Below are 24,532 nucleotides of genomic sequence, written 5' to 3' on the forward strand. Positions count from 1 at the left end.
TTTTCATAATACGATAAGAATCGTGGAGGGGAACATGAAAAATCGTTCAGTTCATCCAGCAGAAGTCATGGCGGCCAGCAAATTCAACAAAGTGCACCTGACTGTTTTCCTGTGGTGTTTTTTCGCCATCGCCTTTGACGGTTATGATATTGCGATGTACGGCGTCAGCCTGCCATGGCTGATGGAGGAATGGAGCCTGACCGCCATTCAAGCCGGAGCGATCGGGAGCTATACTTTGATCGGCATGATGCTCGGCGCGCTTATTTTTTCACCGATCGCAGATCAATACGGCCGCAAAAAGGTGTTAGGCTTCTGTATCTTTCTGTTCAGCCTGTTTACGGCATTTGCCGGGCTGATCGATTCTCCGCTTTTGTTTACGATCATGCGGTTTCTCGCTGCTCTTGGAATGGGCGGATTGATGCCGAATGCGATTTCGCTGATGACAGAGTATTCGCCGAAAAAAAACAGAGCGGTGATCGTAGCCGCAATGTATTGCGGCTATTCCGCAGGCGGTGTGCTGGCTTCCCTCGTCGGCATGTTCGCCGTGCCCGGGACAAGCTGGAGAGTGCTGTATCTGATCGGAGCCGTGCCGCTCTTCGTGCTCCCGTTCTTTTTCAGCCGGTTCCCCGAATCTCTGTCATTTTACGTTTTGAAGAAAAAGACGAAAGCGCTGGCTGAGATTCTCAATCAGGTGCATCCGGCGGGACGGTACAGGGAAGACGACAATTATCAAATCTCGATGATTGCGAAAGAAAAGAAGGGCTTTCCGGTAAAAAAACTGTTCGAACAAAAACGTGCAGCAAGCACATTCGCATTCTGGCTTTCCGTTTTCAGCTGCCTTCTCATGGTCTACGGCTTGAATACATGGCTTCCGAAAATGATGCAGGCGTCAGGCTACGGGCTGTCGTCAAGCTTGTCATTCAATCTGGCGCTGTGCAGTGGACAAGCCGCAGGAGCGGTATTCGGCGGATATTTGGCGGATAAAGCCGGCCACAAAAAAGTGCTTGCGGCTATGTATGTCATCGGGGCCTTTTGTTTTGCAGCGTTTGGAATGACGATGAACCCCGTTCTTTTGTACTTGCTGATTGCCTTAGGCGGGGCATGCACTGTCGGAGCGCAAAATATCGCCAATCCTTATATTTCAGAATATTATCCGAAAGAAATCAGGGCGACCGGAATCGGATGGGCGCTCGGGGTCGGCAGACTCGGAGCGATCATTGCGCCTTCGCTGTTTGCATTGATTCTTGCTTCCGGGATGGAGCCGAAGCAGGCTTTCATGGTGTTCGCGATCCCGAGTGTTTTTGCTGCACTCGGCATCATGCTCGTCCAAGAGAAACATGCTTCATTTGATTTTGTCTCTAAGTCGGAAAGCGCCGAGTTTACATTAGAAGCTACATCAAAACATGGATAAAGGGAGGAAACCATTTTGCGGACACAAGTGGGAATTATCGGAGCGGGGCCTGCCGGGCTTATGCTCGCAAACCTGCTCCACCGCCGGGGAATCGATGCGGTCGTGATCGAATCCCGCTCGCGAAAGGAGATTGAAGAGACCGTCCGTGCAGGCGTTCTGGAACAGATGACGGTAGACTTGCTGAATGAAACAGGCGCCGGTGAACGGATGATGAAAACAGCCATGTTTCATCAAGGGATTGAGATCCGCTTTGGCGGCAAGCGGCACAGAATTGATATGCACAAGCTGACGGGAGGAAAGTACATTGCCATCTATCCCCAGCATGAAGTGATCAAAGATTTAATCGCCGTCCGCCTGCAATCGGGAGGGCGCATCGTTTTCAATGTGTCTGGCGTCCGCCTGTCAAATATTGATACAGAAGCGCCCGTCATCACTTATCAGAATGAAAACGGCGATACAGAAGAACTGACCTGCGATTTCATCGCAGGGTGCGACGGCTTTCACGGACCGAGCAGACAAAGCATTCCGAAGGAGATCCGCAAAGAGTACGAAAAGGTGTACCCTTACGGATGGCTCGGCATATTGGCTGAAGCCCCTCCGTCCTCGCCTGAACTTGTATATGCCCATCATGAAGACGGGTTTGCCCTCGTCAGTACGAGGACACCGGAAATCCAGCGGCTTTACCTGCAAGTCAGTCCTTCAGATTCAGTCGGGAACTGGCCGGACGAGAGGATATGGGAGAAGCTTCACTTAAGGCTGTCGGCCGATGATGGGTGGAAGCTGACTGAAGGCCCGGTCATTCAAAAAAACATTGTCTCGATGAGAAGCTTTATATGCGATCCGATGCAATACGGCAGACTCTATTTAGCAGGGGATGCCGCGCATATTGTACCGCCGACAGGTGCGAAAGGCCTGAACCTTGCGATGGCGGATGTTCAGCGGCTTGCATGGGCGCTCGAAGATTATTACGAAGCCGGCAGAAGCGAACGGCTGGCCAGCTATTCTGAGGCTTGCCTTCGCCGCGTCTGGAAAGCGGAGCGCTTTTCCTGGTATATGACATCCCTGCTGCACCGCCATCACGGCTACACGCCATTTGATTACCAAATTCAATTGGCTGAACTTGACCATGTCACAACCTCAACAGCGGCCGCTCAAAGTCTTGCCGAAAATTACGTCGGGCTGCCGCTTGAATTCGGAGAACCGTCTTTAAGCGTCACTTGAATGAAGGGGAAACGCCGGAGATAAGAAAATTTCCACAACATGTTTTCGTAAATGGTATAATGGATGTTGGCTGAAATGCATAACGAAAGGGTTTACAATATATATGGCAAAGCAACCGATTGATCTACTCATCCAGCCGAAATGGAGAATCATTGACCAATCCAGTCTCGGCCCATATTTTGATGCAAAACAATCATTTGCGATAGATGATACGCTGTGCGCTTCTGTCGGAAAGGGTTTGTCTCCGGCGACGGCGCGTTCCTGGGTGCACCATGACACGATCGTACTCGGAATTCAGGATACAAGGCTTCCTTATTTACAAGACGGGATTTCATTGCTTGAAGAAGCGGGGTATCAAGTCATCGTTCGCAATTCCGGCGGACTGGCCGTCGTTTTGGACAGCGGGGTTTTAAACGTTTCGCTGATTTTTCAGGATAAGAAAAACGGAATTGATATCGACCGGGGCTATGAAGCGATGTTTGAGCTCGTTAAGCGAATGCTGTCATCCTATGACGCAGCAATCGAAGCCTATGAAATCAAAGGCTCTTACTGTCCGGGCAGCTTTGATTTGAGCATCGGGGGAAGGAAGTTTGCGGGAATTTCCCAAAGGCGCCTGAGAGGCGGAGTGGCTGTTCAAATTTATTTGTGCGCTGATCAAAGCGGAAGCGGGCGCGCTGAACTGATCAAACGCTTCTACGACACCGCATTGAAAGACATGCGCGGGAAAACAAAAGCCGTTTATCCAGATATTCGCCCGGAAACGATGGCTTCGCTCTCTGAACTTCTCAATGAAGACATCTCGGTTCAGGACTTGATGCTCTTGCTTCTGACACAGCTGAAAGAGCTGGGCGGGGAGATTTACCAAGGCCCCCTCACGCCCGCAGAAGAGGAAGCATATGAGAAAAACCTTGTCCGTATGATTGAACGGAATGAAAAAGTTTTTGGTTAGAAGAGGAGCCCCTGCGCCGCCTTTATATTCGTTGGCAGGCTTGCTTAAAGCGGTGAAAAACCGCAGCGGCCTCTAGCGGACTGTGAAAATGCTTCAAAGACGGCAAAATCCTAAAACGGTTGAACGTTTCAGGATTTTGTCACACCTCACCGCTTCCGAAGCGGTTTTTTTTATGCTGCGCTCGAAGCGCTTTTTCGTTTTACATTTGTTTTGATGAGAAGATAAGCCGCCAAAGCGATGATATACGCCAAACTGACGGCCATTAAAATAACGGTTGCCGGCGTATGCTTGGCCGCGTAGACGAAAAAATCAAGCTGTGAAATATTATGTGCGTTTTTAATGGAGTCCTCGCCGTATAGCCAACTTGTAAACTTGGCTGTATATCTCCACTCCCACGGCACCTTTAAAAGCTCGCTGCCTTGATACCAGCTTGCCAATGCAGAAAACAAAAACAAAAGGGCCGCAGTGCCGAACTGAACCGCATATAAAACAAACTTCATCAAATACCCCGCCTTATGAATTGCTATCCCTATTATGAAATTTTTGTCATATGAAAGCAAGCCGCAGAGGTAAAAATACCCCCTTTTTTAAGAAAGGGGTATCATCGGTTCGAAAAATTATCGTATGCGTTGTCAGTCCTAGCTGCCTGAGCGTCTCTGCCGCCCCCTCTGAAAGGCTATTCAGCCATTTTTTCCAAATTGCCGTTCCGGTCCATTTTGAAGGCGGGCGCAGCGTGTTCGTCTTCTTCGAATAAAACTAGTTTTCTTGCACGGTTCATAATTTTCACGAGCGTTTCGTAGTCTTCTTGGATGGTCGTCTGGTCTTTTTCCAGCTTTTTGACTTCCGCTTCAAGCTTTTCAACTTTTTTCGTCAGCTCTTCATTTTCCTGTTTTAAGCGGTCGTTTTCCATTTTTAAAGCGGCAGTCTGTGCTTCGTTTCCTGTATAGTTTTGCAGGAAGCGGATCACATCATCGATCGTCATGTCTTTCGATGAATCGGTTGTATGGCCGGCTTGCGGCTGATTTGGTGATAGAAGGTGCGATAAACTAGCTAACTCTTCTTTAAAGCTCTCATCAACATAAGGCAGATGCTCGCTAGCGATCGGCTGCTGTTCGCTTGAATCGGCGGTTGTTTTCTGCTGCTCAACGACGCTTTCTGCAGGCGGTTCAGCATCTGTTTCGACCGGCGGCTTGTATAATAAGCGTTTTTTCGCCGGCTGGCCGTTTCCAAGGGCGCGCATTCTTTGCTTCCTTTGTTTTTTAGCCAGCTGCAATGCTTTTTCGTATTGGTGGCGGACAACCGCGTTCCATCTAAAACCGCAGGCGGCTGATGTCCTGTTCAGTCTGTCTCCGACTTCCTCGAAGGCGTTCAGCTGTGTGCTGCCTTCCCTGACATGCCGCAATACCGTTTCAGCAAGCAGTAAATCATTTTCTTCAGACCAAGCGTCTTGTCTTTGTTTCATCACTTCTCAACTCCCATTGTCAGTATTGGTATTAGATTGTCCATTTTGGAAAATATTTATACAAGTTTGCTAAAAGAATAGGAACTGATTTTTTTAGCGCGATCCTTGCAGGAATGAAAGAATCCTTGTAAAATGAAGGATGGTGTCATTTTTTATCAAAGTTCGGCACGGTTGAATGCCTTTCATAAAGACAGATGAACAAAACGAAAGGAAGCGTATGAAATGGCTAATGAATTTCGAGTATGCGACGATTGTCAGGCCACTAATTTAAAGACGCTTTTGCCCCGTCTGAAAGAAATCGATCCGGATGCAAAAGTGGAAATCGGCTGCCAGTCTTATTGCGGGCCGGGACGAAAAAAATCGTTCGCGTTTGTCAATAATCGTCCGCTGTCAGCTCCTGATGAAGACGAGCTGATCGAAAAAGTGAAAAAGAAACTCAAAAAATAACCGCCTCCCTAACGGGTCAGGCGTTTTTGCTTGTTTGCCGGGTTTTTTGCAGGCTGGAACAAATGGCCGGGTAAATTCAAGGATGTTTTCAAAAAAGCAGACTCGATATAATAGAAACAGACCTAAAAGAAAACAAGCAGATCGGGCAATACTTACAATATACATTTAGTTTTCCGAAGAAAAAGAGACGGATGGGCAGCGATCAGTTTGCCTCACGTTTGAAAAAAAAGAGGGACAAAAATGGCGTATCCAAACGGAAAATTATCAGAAGAAAAAGTGTTTAAAGATCCTGTTCACCGCTATGTCCATGTACGGGACAAGCTGATATGGGACTTGATCGGAACCCGTGAATTTCAGAGGCTGCGCAGAATCAAACAGCTTGGAACGACCTATTTGACATTTCACGGCGCCGAACACAGCCGTTTCAACCATTCTCTCGGCGTCTACGAAATTGTCAGAAGAATGGTTGATGACGTTTTTAAAGGCAGGGGGGAATGGGATGACAGCGAGCGCGATCTGTGCCTTTGCGCCGCATTGCTGCACGATTTGGGGCACGGCCCGTTTTCCCATTCGTTTGAAAAGGTCTTCCGGCTTGATCATGAAGATTTTACGAGAGCGATCATTTTAGGCGATACAGAGGTTAACCGAGTGTTAAACAAGGTGAGTCCGACGTTTGCAAAGGATGTCGCTGAGGTCATCGCGAAAACCTATCAAAATAAACAGGTCGTCAGCCTGATCTCAAGCCAGATTGACGCTGACCGCATGGACTACCTTCAGAGGGACGCCTATTATACCGGCGTCAGCTACGGCCATTTCGATATGGAGCGGATTCTCCGCGTGATGCGGCCGCGCGAAGACCAAATCGTCATTAAGCAAAGCGGAATGCATGCTGTTGAGGACTATATTATGAGCCGGTACCAGATGTACTGGCAGGTCTATTTCCATCCTGTGACAAGAAGTGCGGAAGTGATTTTGACGAAGATTCTTCACCGTGCAAAGCAGCTTCATGAGGAAGGCTATGTGTTCACGCATGCGCCCGTGCATTTTTACTCTATTTTTGAAGGCAATGTCACATTGGAAGATTATTTAAGTCTTGATGAATCAATCATTCTTTATTATTTTCAGGCCTGGGAAAAAGAAGAGGATGAGATTTTGTCTGATTTATGCCGCCGTTTTATCAACCGCAGGCTGTTCCAGTATGCGGAATTCAACCCGAATGAGGAAATGGCGACTTACTTTGAACTGACCGCCTTGTTTAAAGAATCAGGGATTGATCCCGATTATTATCTTGTGGTGGATTCGTCCTCAGACCTTCCTTATGATTTCTACAGACCGGGGGAAGAAGAGGAGCGCCTCCCGATTCAATTGCTGACGCACAACGGCCAGATTAAGGAGCTGTCGCGGCAGTCCGATATTGTCGATGCGATATCAGGTAAGCGGAGAACGGACCATAAGCTGTATTTCCCGCTCGATTTGATCGAAGGATTGCCTGACGGCCGTCATGCGAAAAGAATGAAAGAATTGCTCGGACTGATATAGAAAGAAAAGGATGAAGGAGATGGCGGAGATTTGTTAAAAGAACATGCAAAGCTGATGAAGGTCTTCTCGGATTCGGGGGAGATTGTTGGGCGGAAAAAGCTGCAGAAAATTATTTATATCGCAAAGAAATTGGAGCTTCCCTTTTATGAAAAGTATGATTTTCATTTTTACGGGCCGTATTCAGAGGAGCTGACGCTTCAAGTCGAAGAACTTTGCAATCTCGGATTTCTCCATGAAGTCAAAGAAAAAAAAGGCGGCTATTATCAATACCGCTACTCGCCCACTGAAGCGGGAAAGCAATTTTTGAGCCAGTGTGAGCTGGATATGGGGGATATTAAAGCCTATATTGACGACGTGAACGGCCAGTCATCGCGTTTTTTGGAACTGGTATCGACGATTCTGTATTTTGAAGGGCTGAAGCAGGAAGAGATCAGAGAAAAAGTGTTTACCGTAAAAAGCAAACAGCGGTATACGGACGAAGAATTCGATGAAGCCGTCGCTTACATAAAAAAGCTCAGAGACCTTTGTTCATAAGCCTGCCGGAAACGGTAGGTTTTTTGTTTTGTTTTTTTGTAAACATTTTGGAATTTTTGCGGGGAAATAGAAAGAGCAGTAAACAGAACGTGTGTAATATTTCCTCTTTTTGGATGAATTGAAGGAATTTTTAGGTGACTAGCAGAATCTTTCATTCGTTCAAAAAAAGGAGGGGTTTAGCAGTGAAAAAGCGTTCTTTATTCTTATCTCTATTACTTTCCGTCAGTCTCATCCCCGGTGTGACAGCCGGCGCCGCCAAGGTGGACGGGCACGATCATGAGCACGGCCATGAAGTAAAAGGAACTCATATCGATTCTTTGCCTAAAGCGAAAGACTTTAAAGACTTGAAAGGAAAAGTTCAAATTGAAAGAACGGTCAATACGAAAATATTGGATGATAAAGGAAATGTGACGGGGACGAAAACGTTTAAAAAAAATACGAGCAAAGGGACATTTTCAACCCAGGCAGGCACGGGAAGTCAGAAAGTGAGCGTCCTGGCTGTGGCTGACGCTCAGTATCGCGCGAAATACAGCGATTGGCAGACGAGAATCGTCCAAATTATTGAGCAGGCGGATGTCATGTTCAACAGGGATCACGATATTGATTTTGTCGTCGAAGCTGTGGCGCCTTGGACCTCTTCCGGCAGCAACAGCTCTCAAATTCTATCAAACCTTCAGAGCAATTTCAGCGGGCGCAACTATAAATTTGTCGCCGGATTTACGGCAAACAGCAATTTTGATGCAGGCGGTATCGCATACGTATACAACAGCAAGCCGAACGGCAGCGCCTTCAGCGTAAACCTTGACCAGGGAACGGCCAACACGGCAAAAGCGGCTACACACGAATTTTCCCATAACTTCGGCTTGGGGCATGATGCGCAAGGAAGCGGAATCCGCTGCATTATGAACTATGACTACGCTTATTCTGTCGATGTGTGGGACGCGGAGCATAACAAAGAGATCGAAAAAAACAAAGCTTGGTATAGATAATAAAAACGGCGTCCCGCACGTAAGCGGCAGACGCCGTTTTCATTACATATCGCTCATTCGTTTGCCGGCGACACCGTAGTTTTCCTTTTTCATTTCCTCAATGATGACCGCGATTTTTTCTGCAGGTGCGCCAGTTGTTTCGGAGACGGCTTCGGTCACTTTTTTCACCAGATTTCTTTTTTGTTCATCTGTGCGGCCTTCCAGCATTTGAACTGTTACGTATGGCATATGTTCTCCTCCTCCTTTTTAAAAAATGGCTGCTCACTTTAGCATCAGGTGCTCTTATAGTATACTGGAGATAGTAAATCTTTGTATATGAGAAAGAGGGAAAGCCACATTTTAGACCGTTTTCTTATTTATCCGCTGGAAATGATTCCGTATGTTGTTTTGACACTTGCTGCCGCATTCACCGTGCATGAGGTCGCCCATGCGTATGTGGCTTACAAATTCGGCGATGAGACGGCCAAACGGCAGGGCAGGCTGACGCTTAACCCGCTCAAGCATCTTGATCCGTTTGGGACGATTTTGATCTTTATTTTGGGATTCGGATGGGCAAAGCCGGTGCCCGTTAACCGCTTTTATTTTAAAAATCCGAGGCTGGCCGGATTTCTCGTGTCAATCGCAGGACCGATCAGCAACCTGATCCTTGCTTTCATCGGTTTTATGTTGCTGCTTTTGTCCGTGAAGCTGTCCGGGACGCTGCCTTCCGGTTTTTACAGCGGCTTGCTTCAATTTTTCACGATTTGGGTGAATCTCAACCTGCTTTTATTTTTGTTTAATTTAATGCCGTTCCCGCCCCTTGACGGTTTTCGGGTTATACAGGATGTGGTCGCGCCCGAAGTGCGGGCGAAGCTGTCGAAATATGAAGCGTACGGCTCGATCGTGTTTCTGATTATCGTCATTACACCGCTTGGCCAATATGTATTCTGGCCATTTTTGAATGACGGGCGGGAATGGATCATCTTGATATTTAACAGCGTTTTCCGGCCGCTGATGTAGGAGGTATTTTTGATGGAACAAGGTAAAAAGAAAAAAACAATCGGATTCAACATTATTAAAAGCGATCCGACAGACGGACACGGGGGATTTGGAGCAGGCGCTTTAAGCCTTGACAACATCTCGCCTGTCTTTGTCGATGTTGAAGAGAAAGAAGCGTTTGTTGATATCGGCGCCATGCACGCCCGCAGCACGGTTGAAAAAGGAATCAAATTTTTGCCGAACAAGGAAGAGGTGCCGAACGGAAAACCTTACTGGCTTGTGTGGGTTACGATCGACCGCAGGGAAGAAGGCCCTTATTATGCGGGTGTGACGGCTTGTGAAATGACGGTGGACAGAAGCATCCGCCGCGGCTACAAATCGCTTCCGGAGCACGTGAATTTAATGGATAAGTCGATGAAGCGGAAGATTATCGTCGAGCATATGGATGAAGGTTCTAAGCGCGTTCTTGCCGATTTTCTGAAAAATCATGATCAAGGGCTTTGGGACCGTTCATCAGACGAGCTGAAAAAGGGATTGCTCCAGCAATAGGAAAAAAACCCCCCGGACCGCCGTGAAGTCCGGGGGGTTCGTCTATCCCGCCAAAAGAGTTTATTCTTCTTTTTTAAACCATTTTTCCCACCACTTTTTCCGCTTGTGGGGAGCGGCCGGCTTTTCGTGCCCGGCTTTTTGCTCCTTATAGATTTCCTTTCCGTAGCATACCTGCTCGGGTTCAGTACCTTCGATAAAATAAGCGAAATATTTGGACGGACAGCTAGGAGCCGCCGCATAGCCTGAAGCCGGATCGATGTACATCCCTTTCACGCCTTCAGGCGGCGTTAAAGCTGCGGCGGGCGCGTCTTCAAGCGCTTTTTCCATAAATTCAGCCCAAATTTGTTTGGCATAGTTTTTCTCTGCGACGGCATCGATTGTCCGCTCTTTGTCATATCCCGTCCACACACCTGAAGCAAGACCGGGATAAAAGCCGATCATCCAGCTGTCGGTGCTGGTTGTTCCCGATTTTCCGGCGTATGGGCGCGTCAGCCGATCTGCGATCGTCTGGCCGGTAACAGATGTATAGCCGTTGAGTGACTTGTCGAACATCCCGCTCATCATGTTCGCCGTGATAAAAGCTGCTTTTGGGTCAAGGGTTTGTTTGCTTCGCTTCGGTTTTTCGTATAGAACCTTCCCGTTCGGATCGGTAATTTTCGTAATAAAGGAAGGTTCGATTTTTTTCCCGCCATTGGCAAACATGGCGTATCCGTTCACCATTTCAATCGGCTTCACAGGGGATGTTCCGAGCGCAAGCGACGGCACTTTTTGCAGCGGGCTCGTAATCCCGAATTGTTTTGCAGCATCAATCAGTCTGTCCATGCCGAGGAAAAGGTGCGTTTTCACGGCGTAAATGTTATCGGACAAAGCCAAGGCCTGCAGAAGAGTGATCGGGCCGTCTGCATAATAGCCGTGATAGTTGCTTGGGGAATAAGAGCTGCCTTGCCCGAGCTCAAATGTCGTTTCCGCGCTCCTCATCCGGGTGGCCGGCGTAAAACCGTTTTGAACAGCCGAATAATAAAGGAAAGGCTTCATGGTGGAGCCGGGCTGCCGCATAGCCTGGGTTACGCGGTTAAACGGGCTTTTTTCGTAGTCGCGTCCTCCGACAAGCGCAAGAACGCTGCCGTCGGTCGGGTTGATCGCTGCAAACCCTGCCTGAATATCGGATGACGAATCTATCGTGTGTTCGATCGTGTCCTCGGCAATTTTTTGGAGACGCGGGTTGAGTGTGGTGAATACGTTGTAGCCGCCTGTTTCCGCTTGCTCCGGGGTCAAATGCAGCAATCGCGCGATTTCTTTAACAGCTTCGTCATAAAAGTACGGAGCGGTTTTTGCGGTTGTTTGCTTATCCTGTTTTTCAAAGCGGAGCGGCAGCTTTTTCAGTTCTGCCGCTTGCTTTTTCGTCAGCTTGTTTTCCTTCTCCATCATTGTCAGGATCATTTCCTGGCGTTCTTTCGCTTTTTTTTCATTAACAAAAGGCGAATAAACTGAAGGACCCTTTGGAATGCCGGCAAGCATCGCAGCCTCCGCCGTATTGATATCTTTGGCCCGCTTGCCAAAATAAAGCCGGGAAGCCGCTTCGATTCCGTAGGCTCCATGCCCGTAATAAATCGTATTTAAATAGCCTTCCAAAATATCTTTCTTTGTGTAGTTTTGTTCGAGCCGTATCGTATAAAAAGCTTCATTCCACTTTCTTTTCCATGTTTTATCGTGGCCGAGGTAGAGGTTTCTCGCATATTGCTGGGTAATGGTGCTGGCTCCCTGAACCTTGGACATCGCCTTTAGATCGGCAATGAGGGCGCCGCCCATCCTCATATAGTCGAAGCCGTGGTGCCGGAAGAAGTTCCGGTCTTCAACGGCAAGCGTGGCATCGATGACTGCGGGATTGATGTTCTTCAGCGAAACCCAGTACCGCTTTTGCCCGTAATGCGTTTCCCCCATCTGCTTTCCGCTTCCGTCATACAGCACGGTAGACCTCGGCACCTGAATCGAAGGAGCGCCTTGCCATTTGGCCGCCAGGACCACCGTCATGACAACGATTGAAAGGAAGATCAGCATCAATGCTCCCATGAACAAAAATGCGCGTATCGTCTTGATGGTTAAACGGACCCGCTTGTCCGTCATCATGTCCATGTTCAAATCTCCTCCCGGATAAATAAAATGTTCTTATCATTATGAGGAAAAAGAGGAGGATTTAAACAAGCGGGAAGGAAAAAACGGCAGACACTCGAGCGGCTGATTAACACAGCAATCCGAGGAATCCTATTTTTTGGGGGTCATCACATATAAAATCAGCCATAAGACGAGAACGGCACCTTCGCTGACAGATGCGGCCAGAATCGGGGAAGCCCCGGCTGCATGGATGGACAACAGCATGCCTTCTCCCGGGAGCAGCCCTTTAAAGGATATATTGAATTTGAAAAGGAGCATTAAACCGGCAGACCATGCAAGCGGCAGCCATAAAGCAAGCTGCTCTTTCTTTGCGATCAGCGCACCCGCCAAACCGAGAAAAATCAAAAAGCAAAGCGACCACCAGTCAATGAACAGGCGTGACACGACAAACCAGAGAGGAGAACCTGACAGCTCAAAAAAAGGATGAACATTCTCTGAGCCGTAGCCGCCGAATGTAAACCAGCCGATGGCCGTGCTCCAAAACAGCAGGCAGATCATCACAAAAGCAGAAACGGTGCAGCCGAGCAAAATCAATGGCCAAACCGTTCTGTTTGTTACAATTGCACCGGCTGAACGCCGCATCCATTCCGCTGTGCCGTAAAACAAACAGGCTGCGGACAGGACAGCGACCATATGCATCAAATAAACGGATCCGCTGACTTCGAGAAGCCAATCCAGCAAAGACGGAACGGCAGCCTCCCGGATATAAACGGGGCTGAAAAACAAAACGGCCGCCCCGATCAGAAAAAATATCAATAAAAACCTTTTCCGGCGGCCGGTTATATACAGTTTGAGCAGTTGTTTGTTCTGCAAATGAGAACACCTCCAAAAGTACGGCAGAATAAGCCTTACGGACATCTGTGCTAAGCTTAGCCATTATAAAAGAAAAATCAGCCAATGGGAATAGAATGATCTTGGAATGACCCCTGAAAATGAATCGGTCTGTCTTTACAATCACCTGCAATTCCTCTATACTTTTTCCCTAGGCAAAAGCCGATGCTTCAGTGCAGAATAATCGTCGCTGCAGGCGAGAAAAATAGATGGAAATACAGCTTATTATGAAAGGAAGATGACGCTTTGAGCGGACTTTGGTATACAGAAAAGCAAACGAAAAACTTCGGCATTACGATGAAAATCAACAGGACTTTACATACAGAGCAGACAGACTTTCAAAAGCTCGAAATGGCCGAGACGGAAGAATTCGGCAACATGCTGTTTCTGGACGGCATGGTCATGACATCTGAAAAAGATGAATTTGTCTACCATGAAATGGTGGCGCATGTGCCTCTGTTTACGCATCCGAATCCTGAGCATGTGCTTGTGGTCGGCGGCGGAGACGGCGGCGTCATCCGTGAAATTTTGAAGCATCCGAGCGTGAAAAAAGCGACGCTTGTCGATATCGACGGCAAGGTGATCGAATACTCCAAGAAATTCTTGCCTTCCATTGCAGGCAAACTTGACGATCCGCGCGTCGAAGTAAAAGTCGATGACGGCTTCATGCACATTGCCCAATCTGAAAATGAGTACGATGTCATCATGGTGGATTCAACCGAGCCAGTAGGGCCTGCTGTCAACTTGTTTACAAAAGGCTTTTACGCCGGCATAGCAAAAGCGCTAAAGGAAGACGGCATTTTCGTTGCTCAGACGGACAACCCTTGGTTTACACCTGAACTGATCACAAACGTTCAGCGCGATGTAAAAGAGATCTTCCCGATTACAAAGCTGTATTTGGCCAACATTCCGACATATCCAAGCGGATTGTGGACGTTTACGATCGGTTCGAAAAAATACGATCCTCTTGAAGTGGAGGACAGCCGCTTCTTCGATATTGAGACGAAATACTATACAAAAGAAATTCATAAAGCGGCATTCGTCCTTCCGAAATTCGTCAGCGATTTAATCAAATAAAACAGTTTGGCGCAGGATGGCATTCTGCGCTTTTTTTCAGGGAGGTTTTTGAAGATGAGATTTGATGAAGCATATTCCGGCAAGGTGTTTATCGCAAGCCGCCCCGATTGGGAAGAGGCGGACGCCATCCTTTATGGGATGCCGATGGATTGGACGGTCAGCTACCGTCCCGGCTCCCGCTTCGGTCCGGCGAGAATCCGCGAGGTGTCCATCGGGCTTGAAGAATACAGCCCTTATTTGGACAGGGAGCTGGACGAGGTTCATTTCTTTGACGCCGGCGACATCCCGCTGCCTTTCGGGAACCCGCAGAAGAGCCTTGACATGATTGAAGAATATGTTGACAGCATTTTAGAAAAAGGAAAATTCCCGCTCGGAATGGGGGGAGAGCACCTCGTTTCATGGCCGGTCATTAAAGCGATGTACAAAAAATATCCCGATCTTGCCATCATCCATATGGATGCGCACACAGACCTTCGCGTCGACTATGAAGGAGAGCCGCTCTCGCATTCGACGCCGATCCGTAAAGCCGCGGAACTGATCGGTCCTGGCAATGTCTATTCATTCGGCATCCGCTCCGGTATGAAAGAAGAGTTTGAATGGGCAAAAGAAAACGGCATGCACATTTCCAAATTTGAAGTGCTTGAGCCTCTTAAAGCCGTCCTGCCGAAACTCGCAGGGCGTCCGGTTTATGTCACAATTGACATCGATGTCTTAGATCCCGCACATGCGCCGGGAACCGGTACGGTTGACGCCGGAGGCATCACATCAAAAGAGCTGCTCGCTTCGATTCACGAAATCGCCCGCTCAGACGTCAACGTCGTTGGAGGAGATCTTGTCGAAGTCGCTCCGGTCTATGACCATTCTGAACAAACCGCAAATACGGCAAGCAAGCTGATTCGCGAAATGCTGCTCGGCTGGGTGAAATAAAACAGGCTGTCCTTTTTTCAGGACGGCTTTTTTCTTAGAAAATGGTTTATCTCCCCGTCCGTTCTGTTAAGATGGTATAAAGGAGCTGCGGTTGAACTTTTTTTCCCGAATGATTATACTAATCAAGTCAAATCGGATCAAAAAAGGAAGTGTCGGAATGGATCAGGAGACACCCGTTAATATCCATGTGAAATCTGTTATCCGGGAAGGATCGGACACAGAAACAATCGAGTTTCGGACAACTGGGTTTTATTATATGAAAAAAGATAAAATATATCTTTCTTATCATGAAGAGCATGATGCGGGAAAGGTGAAGACGATCGTCAAAGCAAGTGAAAACGAGGTTCTGGTCATGCGTTCCGGCGCCATCGAAATGAAACAGCGTTTCAGGCCGGGCAGCCGCACCGTCACTCATTATAAAATGCCTTTCGGCAGACTCGAGCTTGGCGTGGATACAAAAGCCGTATCCGTCACCCATCAGCCGCCAGATGGAAAGATCAGCGTTGAGTACGATATGATTGTAAGCGATGAACAAAAGCATTTACATAAGATGTCGATTTCGTATAGAGGAGGACACGAGTCATGAACATAGTCGAACAAATGAAAGATGTGCTGAAGCAGGAAATTAAGGAAGCTGTCATGAAAGCCGGCCTCGCCGCAGAAAGCGAGATTCCCGAAGTCGTATTGGAAGTTCCGAAAGACAAGTCGCATGGCGACTATTCTACTAATATGGCTATGCAGCTGGCGAGAATCGCCAAAAAAGCGCCGCGGAATATTGCCGAGGAAATCGTCGCATCCTTTGACAAAGGAAAAGCGTCGATCGACAAACTTGATATCGCAGGACCGGGCTTTATCAATTTCTACATGAACAATCAATATTTAACGAAGCTGATTCCGGCTGTGCTTGAAGCAGGAGAGGCCTACGGTGAAACAAATATCGGGGGCGGAGAACGCGTTCAGGTGGAATTCGTCTCAGCAAACCCGACGGGCAACCTGCATCTTGGACATGCCCGCGGAGCCGCTGTCGGAGATTCCCTCTGCAATGTACTTGAAAAAGCGGGGTATGAAGTGAGCCGCGAATATTATATCAACGATGCCGGCAATCAAATCAACAACCTCGCATTATCCGTCGAGGCCCGTTACTATCAGGCGCTTGGAAAAGATAAGCCGATGCCTGAAGACGGATATCACGGCGAAGATATTAAGGAAATCGGCCGAAAGCTTGCTGACGAATTCGGCGACCGTTTTGTTCATGAAGAAGAGAGTGAACGCCTCGCGTTTTTTCGCGAATACGGCTTAAAGTACGAATTGGGCAAACTTCGTGAAGACCTCGAGAATTTCCGTGTCCCATTTGATGTCTGGTACTCAGAGACATCGCTTTACCAAAACGGAAAGATCGATCAGGCGCTCGAAGCCCTTCGCGAAAAAGGGCACATCTATGAAGAAGACGGGGCGACATGGTTCCGCTCGACGGCGTTCGGCGATGACAAAGACCGCGTGCTGATCAAAAAAGACGGGTCCTACACGTATCTTCTGCCTGACATCGCTTATCACAAAGACAAGCTTGACCGCGGCTTCCAAAAGCTGATCAACGTATGGGGAGCGGACCATCACGGCTATATTCCGCGCATGAAAGCGGCCATTGAAGCGCTCGGTTATGACAAAGAAACGCTTGAGGTCGAGATCATCCAGCTCGTCCACCTTTACAAAAACGGCGAAAAAATGAAAATGAGCAAAAGAACCGGAAAAGCCGTCACAATGCGTGATCTCATTGATGAGGTCGGCCTTGACGCGGTGCGTTACTTCTTTGCGATGCGCAGCGCCGATACCCACATGGATTTTGACCTGGATCTGGCCGTCTCTACATCTAATGAAAATCCGGTTTACTACGCGCAGTACGCCCATGCGAGAATTTGCAGCATGCTGCGCCAAGGCGAAGAAAAAGGTATTTCATTTGAAGGAAACCTTGATCTGACGAAAATCGGTTCTGAAAAAGAGTATGATCTGCTAAAAGTGATCGGCTCGTTCCCTGAGGCTGTCGCTGATGCCGCAGAGAAGCGGATTCCGCACCGCCTTACAAACTATATTTTTGAATTGGCATCTGTGCTCCACAGCTTTTACAATGCTGAGAAAGTTCTCGATCCGGCAGATGAAGAAAAAAGCCGGGCGCGTTTATCATTGATGAAGGCAACACAAATCACATTAAATAATGCACTCAAGCTGATCGGCGTATCAGCGCCTGAAAAAATGTAAAACGAAGCCCCCGTCCATTGAACGGGGGCTTTTTTCTTTATTTGGTGGGGAGGCGTCTCACAAAGGAAGGAGAGCCGCCTTGTCTTATTGAACTTGAGCTTCAGAAAGAATCGATTGTGCTTTTTTTACTAATTCCTGCGCCATTTTCCCTTCGATGACAATCAGGCACTCATTTTCGCGATTGGCCATTCTGAACATTTCCAGCTCAATTAAATCTTTAATTTTGCACATCGTTTTTCTTGAGCATATATATAGCTGATGTCTGGCTGAGCGGCAAAGCCTGTACAGCTCAATCAAGTTTTTTAATGTCATCGATTGTGCGCGGAGTTTAATCGACTCTGCTTGGTTCATCGTACATCCCTCCGTATGTAATCATCACCTTGGTGAAATGTTACCCGTATCTTATGCAGGATAAACGTACGATTCATAAAAAATATGAAATCGATTTCGCCAGCCATTCGACGGGCCGCTGCATTACCGGCCGCTTCGCATACCGCTCCTTTGTCAGAAGCTCAGCATGTTCAATGCTTTCCTTGACGACGTCAAAGAATTGTTTTGCCCAGTTTTTATCATGGATGACGACATTCACTTCATCATTGAGAAACAAGCTCCGGTTGTCAAAATTCGATGTTCCGATCATCACATGCCGGTCATCGACGATCACTGCTTTTGCATGATAAAAGCCCCTGTAGTACCGGTAAATATAGCAGCCTGCTTCCAAGAGTGCGGGAAAGTGCGTGTAGGCGGCCTCTTTGACAAGCGGATGGTCAGCTTTCATCGGCACGAGAACCGACACGATCACGCCCCTTTCCCTGGCTGAAAGAACAGCCTGCTGCAAAGCCGGGCTCGGAATATAGTAAGGCGTGCAAATCATGATTCTTTCTTTTGCCTGTTCAATAAATGAAATGTATTTTTCCTCTAGAGAAAACCCCTTTGTCGCATGGATGGAATGGGTGACCGCTCCTCGATGCAGCGGCGGAAACACGCTGCTGTCCGGCTTTGGCTGCGGCGCTTCTCTTTTGAAGTCCGATAAAAAAATGTGCTGCAAGTCGGCCACGCCTTCTCCCGCCATTCGCAAATGGTAATCCTTCCACGGTCCGAATTCCGCTTTTTTACCAAGGTATTCTTTCGCAATGTTAAATCCGCCCACATAGCCGATCTTTCCGTCTATGACGGCGATTTTTCGATGATTTCTTGCATTCAGCCGATAAAAGAAATAAGGGAAGCCCGGCTTGTTGACGAAAAAAACGTGCGCTCCGCTTTGTTTCAAGCCGGACAGCACTTTTTTCTTCACCTTCATCGCGCCGATCCGGTCGATCAGCAAGCGGACGCATACGCCGGATTTCGCTTTATCCTTCAGCACCTTCAAAAATTCAAGACTGATGTCATCGTTCTTCACAATATAAAACATGACATGCACCGACGATTCGGCCTGGCGGATGTCATCCATAAGCCGCTCACACAAGTCTTCTCCATTATGAATCAGTTCAATATCGCTTTTCTTCTCTGAAAAAACGGGTTCGTAGGCTTTCTTCTCAAAGGCTTTACGGCCGAAACGGAAATCGAGCGCAAGAAGCAGGATGAGAAAACATACCATAATCATAAGCGGCACCAATGAAGACACTCCCTTTTTTCGTGTGAAGAATAGTGTCCCCCTATTTTCCTGCATTTATGAAAATATATTGACTGAACACTCATTCATTATTTAAGATAAAGGTAGTTCAAGGGGATTTAAGGTTGGGGAAATGAAAGGGGGAGCAGCTGATGAATGTCTTACTGTGGTTGAATTTTATTGCGTTTTTAGGTGTAACCGCTTACGCCGTTTATCTGTTTGTCTATTTGATCAGAACGAGAATCAGTTACATCAGGCTCGGACAAAAAGAGGATTTTGATAAGCGGACGAAGGAGCGCCTTCAAAAGATATGGGAGAATGTGTTCGGCCAAAAGAAACTGCTTAAAGATAAAAAAAGCGGCATCATCCATGTCATGTTTTTTTACGGATTTATTCTCGTACAGTTCGGAGCGATCGATTTTATTTTGAAAGGGCTCGTTCCTGATCAAGGCCTTCCGCTTGGCGGCGTCTACCCGGCGTTTACGTTTTTTCAGGAAATCGTCACGCTGATGATTTTAATTGCGGTAGTCTGGGCTTTTCACAGGCGCTATATTGAAAAGCTCGTCAGACTGAAGCGCAATTTTAAGTCGGGGATCGTGCTCATGCTGATCGGCGGCTTGATGTTTACCGTTTTACTCGGAAACGGTATGAACATGGTCTGGCATGAACATTCATTATCATGGCACGAACCGATGGCATCAGGCATCGCTTTTGCCTTCGGCTTTATGGGGGAAACCGCCTCAGCGGCAGTGTTCTACTTGGCATGGTGGGCGCACCTTCTCATCTTACTGACATTTTTAGTCTATGTGCCGCAGTCAAAACACGCCCACTTAATTGCCGGACCGGCAAACGTATTTTTCAGTCGGCTGACAAACCCTGGAAAGCTTCAAAAAATCGATTTTGAAGATGAAACAAAAGAAACGTTCGGCGTCGGAAGGATCGAGGAATTTAGGCAGTCCCAGCTGATCGACCTTTACGCGTGCGTGGAATGCGGGCGCTGTACGAATATGTGCCCGGCTACCGGAACAGGCAAGATGCTTTCGCCGATGGATCTGATTTTGCGGCTCAGAGACCATTTGACAGAAAAGGGAGCAGCAGTGACATCGAAAACGCCTTGGGTTCCCGCGCCGCTCTTTCAGCATACGAAAGGCAACCAGCTGGCCATGGCGGCAGGGGGAGAAGGAACAAGGGAAGCGGCTGCTTCAGAACTTTACAATCCGAGCTTAATCGGCGACATCATCACAGAAGAAGAAATTTGGGCCTGCACAACCTGCCGGAATTGTGAAGATCAGTGCCCGGTCATGAATGAGCACGTCGATAAGATCATCGATCTCCGCCGCTATCTCGTGCTCACAGAAGGAAAAATGGATGCAGATGCCCAGCGCGCCATGACAAGCATTGAAAGGCAGGGGAACCCTTGGGGATTAAACAGAAAAGAACGTGAAAACTGGCGTGACATGAGAGACGACGTTGAGGTGCCGACAGTGAAGGAAATGAAGAAAAAAGGCGAGTCCTTTGAATACCTGTTTTGGGTCGGGTCGATGGGATCGTATGACCGGAGAAGCCAGAAGATCGCCATGGCTTTCGCACGCCTCCTCAATCAAGCCGGGGTCACGTTCGCGATTTTAGGCAATAAAGAAAAAAATTCAGGCGATACGCCGAGGCGGCTTGGCAACGAGTTTTTATTCCAGGAACTTGCCGCAAAAAACATTGAAGAATTTGAAAAAAATGATGTTCAAAAAATTGTAACCATCGATCCGCATGCATACAATATTTTTAAAAATGAATATCCTGATTTTGGTCTGAAAGCGGAAGTATATCATCATACAGAAATTCTCGCTGCCCTCATTGAAGCAGGAAGGCTGAAACCTGAGTTTCCGGTCCACGAAACCGTCACCTTTCATGATTCATGCTATTTGGGCCGCTACAATGAGGTTTACGATCCGCCGCGCGATATTCTCCGCTCCATTCCGGGCATCCGTTTAACGGAAATGGAGCGCAGCCGTGAAAACGGAATGTGCTGCGGAGCGGGGGGCGGCCTCATGTGGATGGAGGAAGAGGCTGGAACAAGGATCAACGTTGCCAGAACGGAGCAGGCGCTCAGCACTTCGCCTTCTGTCATCAGTTCGGGCTGTCCGTATTGTTTGACGATGCTCGGTGACGGAACAAAAGCCAAGGAATTGGAGGATCAGGTCGGCACGTACGATGTAGCGGAGCTGCTTGAACGCGCCGTATTCGGGTCAGAACAAAAAGAACATGCATCATAGACGGATTTCAGGTTTTGAATAAAGAAGGTGTGAGCTGGATCTCCGCCTTCTTTTATCTTCGGTATGTACAAATCATGATAAGGGGAGAGGATGTCAGGTGGCGAGATCGGTTATTGCAGGCGGAGCGCGCACGCCTTTTGGAAAACTCGGGGGCGCGCTTCAATCAAAGACGGCGGCGGAGCTCGGCGGAATCGCTATAAAAGAGGCATTAAAACGTTCCGGTGTACATCCTGAGGATGTCGATGAAGTCATCATGGGCTCAGTTCTTCAAGGCGGACAGGGGCAGCTGCCGTCGAGGCAGGCCGCGCGTTTTGCGGGACTTCCATGGGACGTCAAAACGGAAACGATTAATAAAGTGTGCGCTTCAGGTTTAAGAAGCGTCACAATGGCGGATCAGATCATCCGGGCCGGTGATGCGGAGGTCATTGCCGCAGGAGGTATGGAATCGATGTCAAACGCCCCTTATTTACTTCAAAAAGCGAGGTGGGGGCTGAGAATGGGAGACGGAGCGGTTAAAGATTTAATGATCACAGACGGGCTGACATGCTCATTTACAGGCGTTCACATGGGCTCCTACGGAAATGCTGCTGCGAAAGAGTTGGAGATTGCCAGGGAAGAGCAGGACCGATGGGCGCTCAGAAGCCACATGCGGGCCGTACAGGCTGCGGCTTCAGGCGTGCTCGGAGAAGAGATCGTCCCGGTCAGCATCCAAGAGAAGCGGGGCGGCGAATTAACTGTTGATCAAGATGAAGCTCCGCGGGCCGACACGTCATTGGAAAGGCTGTCAAAGCTTGCCCCGGTTTTTGACCATGATGGGACAATTACTGCGGGAAACGCGCCGGGGGTAAATGATGGGGCATGCTCACTTATCGTGATGAATGAAGACAAGGCAAAGGAACTTAATATGAAGGCGTCCGCCGTCATTAAAGCGCACACATCCATTGCAGTCGAAGCTAAAGACTTCCCGAAAACCCCCGGTCTTGTCATCAGAGAACTGCTTAACAAAACGGGAGCCGAGCTTTCTGATATCAACCTTTTTGAAATCAATGAAGCTTTCGCCGCGGTTGCTTTGGCAAGCGGAAAGATCGCGGGCCTTGACATGGAGAAGGTCAATGTCAACGGCGGCGCCATTGCGCTTGGCCATCCGATCGGTGCGAGCGGAGCAAGAATCATTTTAACGCTTATGTACGAATTAAAACGGCGCGGCGGCGGTACGGGTATTGCTGCCATTTGCAGCGGCGGCGGCCAGGGAGACGCCGTGATGATCGAGGTATAAAAAGGGGGATTTCAAATGAAAAAAGACACGATCATGGTCATCGGAGCCGGCCAGATGGGAGCCGGGATCGCCCAGGTCTCTGCCCAGGCCGGATACAATGTTTATATGTATGACGTATCACCTGAACAAATTGAAAAAGGAATGAAGCGCATTTCCAGCCAGCTAGTCAGACAGGCGGAAAAAGGCAAGCTGCCGCATGGAGACGTGCAGCAAATCTACCAGCGTCTTTCTCCTTCGGCTTCGCTCGATGAAGCGCGGGAAGCCTTTCTCATCATTGAAGCGGCTGTTGAGCAAATGGATGTAAAAAAAGAGATTTTCAAGCGGCTTGATGAAGTGACCGAAGACTCAGCCATATTGGCATCAAATACATCGTCCTTGTCGATTACGGAACTTGCTTCCGTCACGAAAAAACCTCAGAACGTTATCGGTATGCATTTTATGAACCCGGTTCCGGTCATGCAGCTTGTCGAGGTCATCAGGGGGCTTGAGACGGGCGGCGAAACATATGAAACCGTCGTGGCTGCGGCGGAGCGGATGAACAAGGTTCCGATAGAGGTGCGGGATTTTCCGGGATTTATCTCCAACCGCATTTTAATGCCGATGATTAATGAGGCGGTTTTTGCACTTTATGAAGGCGTCGCTGAGAAAGAAAGCATAGACGGAATCATGAAGCTTGGCATGAACCATCCGATAGGCCCGTTGGCTCTCGCCGATCTGATCGGTCTGGATACGTGTCTGTATATTATGGAGACGCTGCATGAAGGCTTTGGCGATGATAAATACAGGCCTTGTCCGCTCCTTAAACAATATGTCAGCGCAGGACGTCTCGGAAAGAAAACGGGCAGAGGGTTTTATACGTACGAAAAGCAGCCGACATAAGGAGGGGTGAGCTTGAATTTTCAGTTTACAGAAGAGCAGACCCGCATGCAGAAGATTGTCAGGGAGTTTGTCGAACAGGAGGTCGCTCCTTTTGTACCTGAAATGGAAAAAGGACGTTTTCCAACCTCTCTTTTGAAGAAAATGGCGGAGCGCGGCTGGATGGGGCTTCCGATACCGGCTAAGTACAGCGGGGCCGGCCATGACTTCATCACCTATATGATGACCATACATGAGCTGTCAAAGAAAAGTGCCGTTCTAGGTGCGATTCTATCTGTACACACGTCAATTGTCACCATTCCCATTCTTTTATACGGAAATGAGCGGCAAAAAGAGCATTATGTTAAAAAGCTGGCAGCAGGGCAGTACTTGGGAGCTTTTTGTTTAACCGAACCGAGTGCCGGTTCCGATGCGGGCAGTCTAAAAACCAGGGCCGAAAAGCGCGGCGATACCTATGTGCTGAACGGAACGAAAGTTTTTATCACAAACGGCGGAGCCGCGGACATTTATCTTGTTTTTGCTTCAACCGATCCGAAGGCGGGAACGGGAGGCATTTCGGCTTTTCTCGTGGAGAAGGGCACGCCGGGCTTTTTCATCGGGAAAAATGAAGAGAAAATGGGGCTTCACGGTTCGCTAACAGTCACTTTAAATTTTGATAACGCTGTCATTCCTGCGCGGCAGCTGCTGGGGGAGGAAGGAAAGGGATTCAAAATGGCCCTGTCCAACCTGGATACCGGCCGGATCGGAATTGCGGCGCAGGCTCTAGGCATCGCCGAAGGAGCGCTTTTTGAAGCTGTCCAATTTCTAAAAAAACGGTATCCGGACGGAGAGCTGTATAAGAACGGACAAGGGCTTGCCTTTAAGCTGGCCGACATGGCGGCGAGGACAGAGGCAGCCAGGCTTCTCGTCTATCAGGCCGCTTCGTTGAAACAGCAAGGCATGCAGACGGGAAAAGCTGCTTCAATGGCTAAACTGTTCGCTTCGGAAACGGCGATGTATGTCGCCGGAGAGGCCGTGCAGCTGCTCGGAGATTTCGGATACACAAAGGATTTTAACGCTGAACGATATTTCAGGGATGCGAAAGTGTGTGAAATTTATGAGGGCACGAGCGAGATCCAGCGGATCGTTATCGGTAAGCGTTTATAAGGTGTCAAAGGGGGAA

At 48.4% G+C, this 24,532-nt stretch carries 24 protein-coding genes; 17 read left to right on the top strand and 7 right to left on the bottom strand.

The genetic code is table 11. The annotated features are described in order from the left end of the window. Positions 1-34: 34 nt before the first annotated feature. From H2R00_RS16890 to lipL, 3 genes are all read left to right on the top strand, one after another. Positions 35-1,411, top strand: a complete 1,377-nt coding sequence (locus H2R00_RS16890; RefSeq protein WP_182069904.1) for an MFS transporter — start codon at positions 35-37, stop codon at positions 1,409-1,411. Between the two features lie 15 nt (positions 1,412-1,426). After that, positions 1,427-2,632 carry a 4-hydroxybenzoate 3-monooxygenase gene (gene pobA / locus H2R00_RS16895; protein WP_182069905.1) on the top strand — a complete coding sequence of 402 codons (1,206 nt, stop codon included), beginning with the start codon at positions 1,427-1,429 and terminating at the stop codon, positions 2,630-2,632. Positions 2,633-2,735: 103 nt separating this feature from the next. Next, a complete protein-coding gene (gene lipL, locus H2R00_RS16900; RefSeq protein WP_026580256.1) occupies positions 2,736-3,581 on the top strand; it encodes an octanoyl-[GcvH]:protein N-octanoyltransferase in 846 nt (281 codons plus the stop codon). 170 nt (positions 3,582-3,751) lie between these two features. Here lipL and H2R00_RS16905 read toward each other — a convergent pair whose 3' ends face one another. Continuing rightward, the gene (locus tag H2R00_RS16905) at positions 3,752-4,081 is read right to left on the bottom strand and encodes a YjdJ family protein (protein ID WP_182069906.1); all 330 of its coding nucleotides are present in this window, start codon (positions 4,079-4,081) and stop codon (positions 3,752-3,754) included. Positions 4,082-4,257: 176 nt separating this feature from the next. Further along, on the bottom strand, positions 4,258-5,046 hold the full coding sequence (locus H2R00_RS16910) for an RsfA family transcriptional regulator (RefSeq protein WP_182069907.1): 789 nt from the start codon (positions 5,044-5,046) through the stop codon (positions 4,258-4,260). 219 nt (positions 5,047-5,265) lie between these two features. On the opposite strand from H2R00_RS16910, the gene H2R00_RS16915 reads away from it, so the two are divergent. The 4 genes from H2R00_RS16915 (at position 5,266) to H2R00_RS16930 (ending at position 8,552) form a co-directional block, all read left to right on the top strand. After that, complete coding sequence (locus tag H2R00_RS16915; protein ID WP_003186096.1) at positions 5,266-5,490, top strand: YuzB family protein; 225 nt, start codon at positions 5,266-5,268, stop codon at positions 5,488-5,490. Between the two features lie 240 nt (positions 5,491-5,730). Further along, a complete protein-coding gene (locus tag H2R00_RS16920; RefSeq protein WP_154998424.1) occupies positions 5,731-7,029 on the top strand; it encodes an HD domain-containing protein in 1,299 nt (432 codons plus the stop codon). A 30-nt stretch (positions 7,030-7,059) separates the two neighbouring features. Further along, positions 7,060-7,563, top strand: a complete 504-nt coding sequence (locus H2R00_RS16925) for a YwgA family protein (RefSeq protein WP_154998422.1) — start codon at positions 7,060-7,062, stop codon at positions 7,561-7,563. Positions 7,564-7,745: 182 nt separating this feature from the next. Further along, entirely contained in the window at positions 7,746-8,552 is an 807-nt protein-coding gene (locus tag H2R00_RS16930) for a zinc-dependent metalloprotease (protein ID WP_154998418.1), read from the top strand. A gap of 42 nt (positions 8,553-8,594) precedes the next feature. Here H2R00_RS16930 and H2R00_RS16935 read toward each other — a convergent pair whose 3' ends face one another. Continuing rightward, positions 8,595-8,780, bottom strand: a complete 186-nt coding sequence (locus tag H2R00_RS16935) for a 2-hydroxymuconate tautomerase (RefSeq protein ID WP_003186089.1) — start codon at positions 8,778-8,780, stop codon at positions 8,595-8,597. A gap of 87 nt (positions 8,781-8,867) precedes the next feature. On the opposite strand from H2R00_RS16935, the gene H2R00_RS16940 reads away from it, so the two are divergent. Both H2R00_RS16940 and H2R00_RS16945 read left to right on the top strand, forming a co-directional pair. Then, the gene (locus tag H2R00_RS16940) at positions 8,868-9,551 is read left to right on the top strand and encodes a site-2 protease family protein (RefSeq protein ID WP_234113275.1); all 684 of its coding nucleotides are present in this window, start codon (positions 8,868-8,870) and stop codon (positions 9,549-9,551) included. A gap of 12 nt (positions 9,552-9,563) precedes the next feature. Continuing rightward, a complete protein-coding gene (locus H2R00_RS16945) occupies positions 9,564-10,079 on the top strand; it encodes a YwhD family protein (RefSeq protein WP_076788182.1) in 516 nt (171 codons plus the stop codon). A gap of 60 nt (positions 10,080-10,139) precedes the next feature. Here H2R00_RS16945 and H2R00_RS16950 read toward each other — a convergent pair whose 3' ends face one another. Beyond that, complete coding sequence (locus H2R00_RS16950) at positions 10,140-12,212, bottom strand: transglycosylase domain-containing protein (protein ID WP_182069908.1); 2,073 nt, start codon at positions 12,210-12,212, stop codon at positions 10,140-10,142. Between the two features lie 129 nt (positions 12,213-12,341). Then, positions 12,342-13,064 (bottom strand): hypothetical protein, encoded by a 723-nt coding sequence (locus tag H2R00_RS21315; RefSeq protein ID WP_234112376.1) that lies wholly within the window; start codon positions 13,062-13,064, stop codon positions 12,342-12,344. A 264-nt stretch (positions 13,065-13,328) separates the two neighbouring features. On the opposite strand from H2R00_RS21315, the gene speE reads away from it, so the two are divergent. The 4 genes from speE to argS all read left to right on the top strand — a co-directional run bounded on the left by speE (position 13,329) and on the right by argS (position 17,339). Continuing rightward, the gene (gene speE / locus H2R00_RS16965) at positions 13,329-14,159 is read left to right on the top strand and encodes a spermidine synthase (protein WP_003186080.1); all 831 of its coding nucleotides are present in this window, start codon (positions 13,329-13,331) and stop codon (positions 14,157-14,159) included. A gap of 54 nt (positions 14,160-14,213) precedes the next feature. Then, positions 14,214-15,086 (top strand): agmatinase, encoded by an 873-nt coding sequence (speB, locus tag H2R00_RS16970; RefSeq protein ID WP_043925194.1) that lies wholly within the window; start codon positions 14,214-14,216, stop codon positions 15,084-15,086. 157 nt (positions 15,087-15,243) lie between these two features. Further along, positions 15,244-15,672: a YwiB family protein gene (locus H2R00_RS16975; RefSeq protein ID WP_234113274.1), complete on the top strand. Its 429-nt coding sequence runs from the start codon at positions 15,244-15,246 to the stop codon at positions 15,670-15,672. Then, complete coding sequence (gene argS, locus H2R00_RS16980) at positions 15,669-17,339, top strand: arginine--tRNA ligase (protein ID WP_182069909.1); 1,671 nt, start codon at positions 15,669-15,671, stop codon at positions 17,337-17,339. The genes H2R00_RS16975 and argS overlap by 4 nt, the downstream gene beginning before the upstream one ends. An 84-nt stretch (positions 17,340-17,423) precedes the next feature. On the opposite strand, the gene H2R00_RS16985 is transcribed toward argS, so the two are convergent. Both H2R00_RS16985 and cls read right to left on the bottom strand, forming a co-directional pair. Continuing rightward, entirely contained in the window at positions 17,424-17,690 is a 267-nt protein-coding gene (locus tag H2R00_RS16985; protein ID WP_154998409.1) for a general stress protein, read from the bottom strand. A 73-nt stretch (positions 17,691-17,763) separates the two neighbouring features. Beyond that, positions 17,764-18,954, bottom strand: a complete 1,191-nt coding sequence (gene cls, locus H2R00_RS16990; RefSeq protein ID WP_154998407.1) for a cardiolipin synthase — start codon at positions 18,952-18,954, stop codon at positions 17,764-17,766. A 149-nt stretch (positions 18,955-19,103) separates the two neighbouring features. Between cls and H2R00_RS16995 the strand changes: the two genes are divergently transcribed. The 4 genes from H2R00_RS16995 to H2R00_RS17010 all read left to right on the top strand — a co-directional run bounded on the left by H2R00_RS16995 (position 19,104) and on the right by H2R00_RS17010 (position 24,516). Next, positions 19,104-21,218, top strand: a complete 2,115-nt coding sequence (locus H2R00_RS16995) for a (Fe-S)-binding protein (RefSeq protein ID WP_182069910.1) — start codon at positions 19,104-19,106, stop codon at positions 21,216-21,218. A 97-nt stretch (positions 21,219-21,315) separates the two neighbouring features. Next, positions 21,316-22,494, top strand: coding sequence for an acetyl-CoA C-acetyltransferase (locus H2R00_RS17000; protein ID WP_182069911.1), 1,179 nt, complete (start codon positions 21,316-21,318; stop codon positions 22,492-22,494). Positions 22,495-22,509: 15 nt separating this feature from the next. Then, positions 22,510-23,373 carry a 3-hydroxybutyryl-CoA dehydrogenase gene (locus tag H2R00_RS17005; protein ID WP_182069912.1) on the top strand — a complete coding sequence of 288 codons (864 nt, stop codon included), beginning with the start codon at positions 22,510-22,512 and terminating at the stop codon, positions 23,371-23,373. A gap of 12 nt (positions 23,374-23,385) precedes the next feature. Further along, on the top strand, positions 23,386-24,516 hold the full coding sequence (locus H2R00_RS17010) for an acyl-CoA dehydrogenase family protein (RefSeq protein WP_154998399.1): 1,131 nt from the start codon (positions 23,386-23,388) through the stop codon (positions 24,514-24,516). Positions 24,517-24,532: the final 16 nt, after the last annotated feature.

The sequence above is a fragment of the Bacillus haynesii genome, assembly GCF_014042035.1.
Taxonomy (GTDB): domain Bacteria; phylum Bacillota; class Bacilli; order Bacillales; family Bacillaceae; genus Bacillus; species Bacillus haynesii.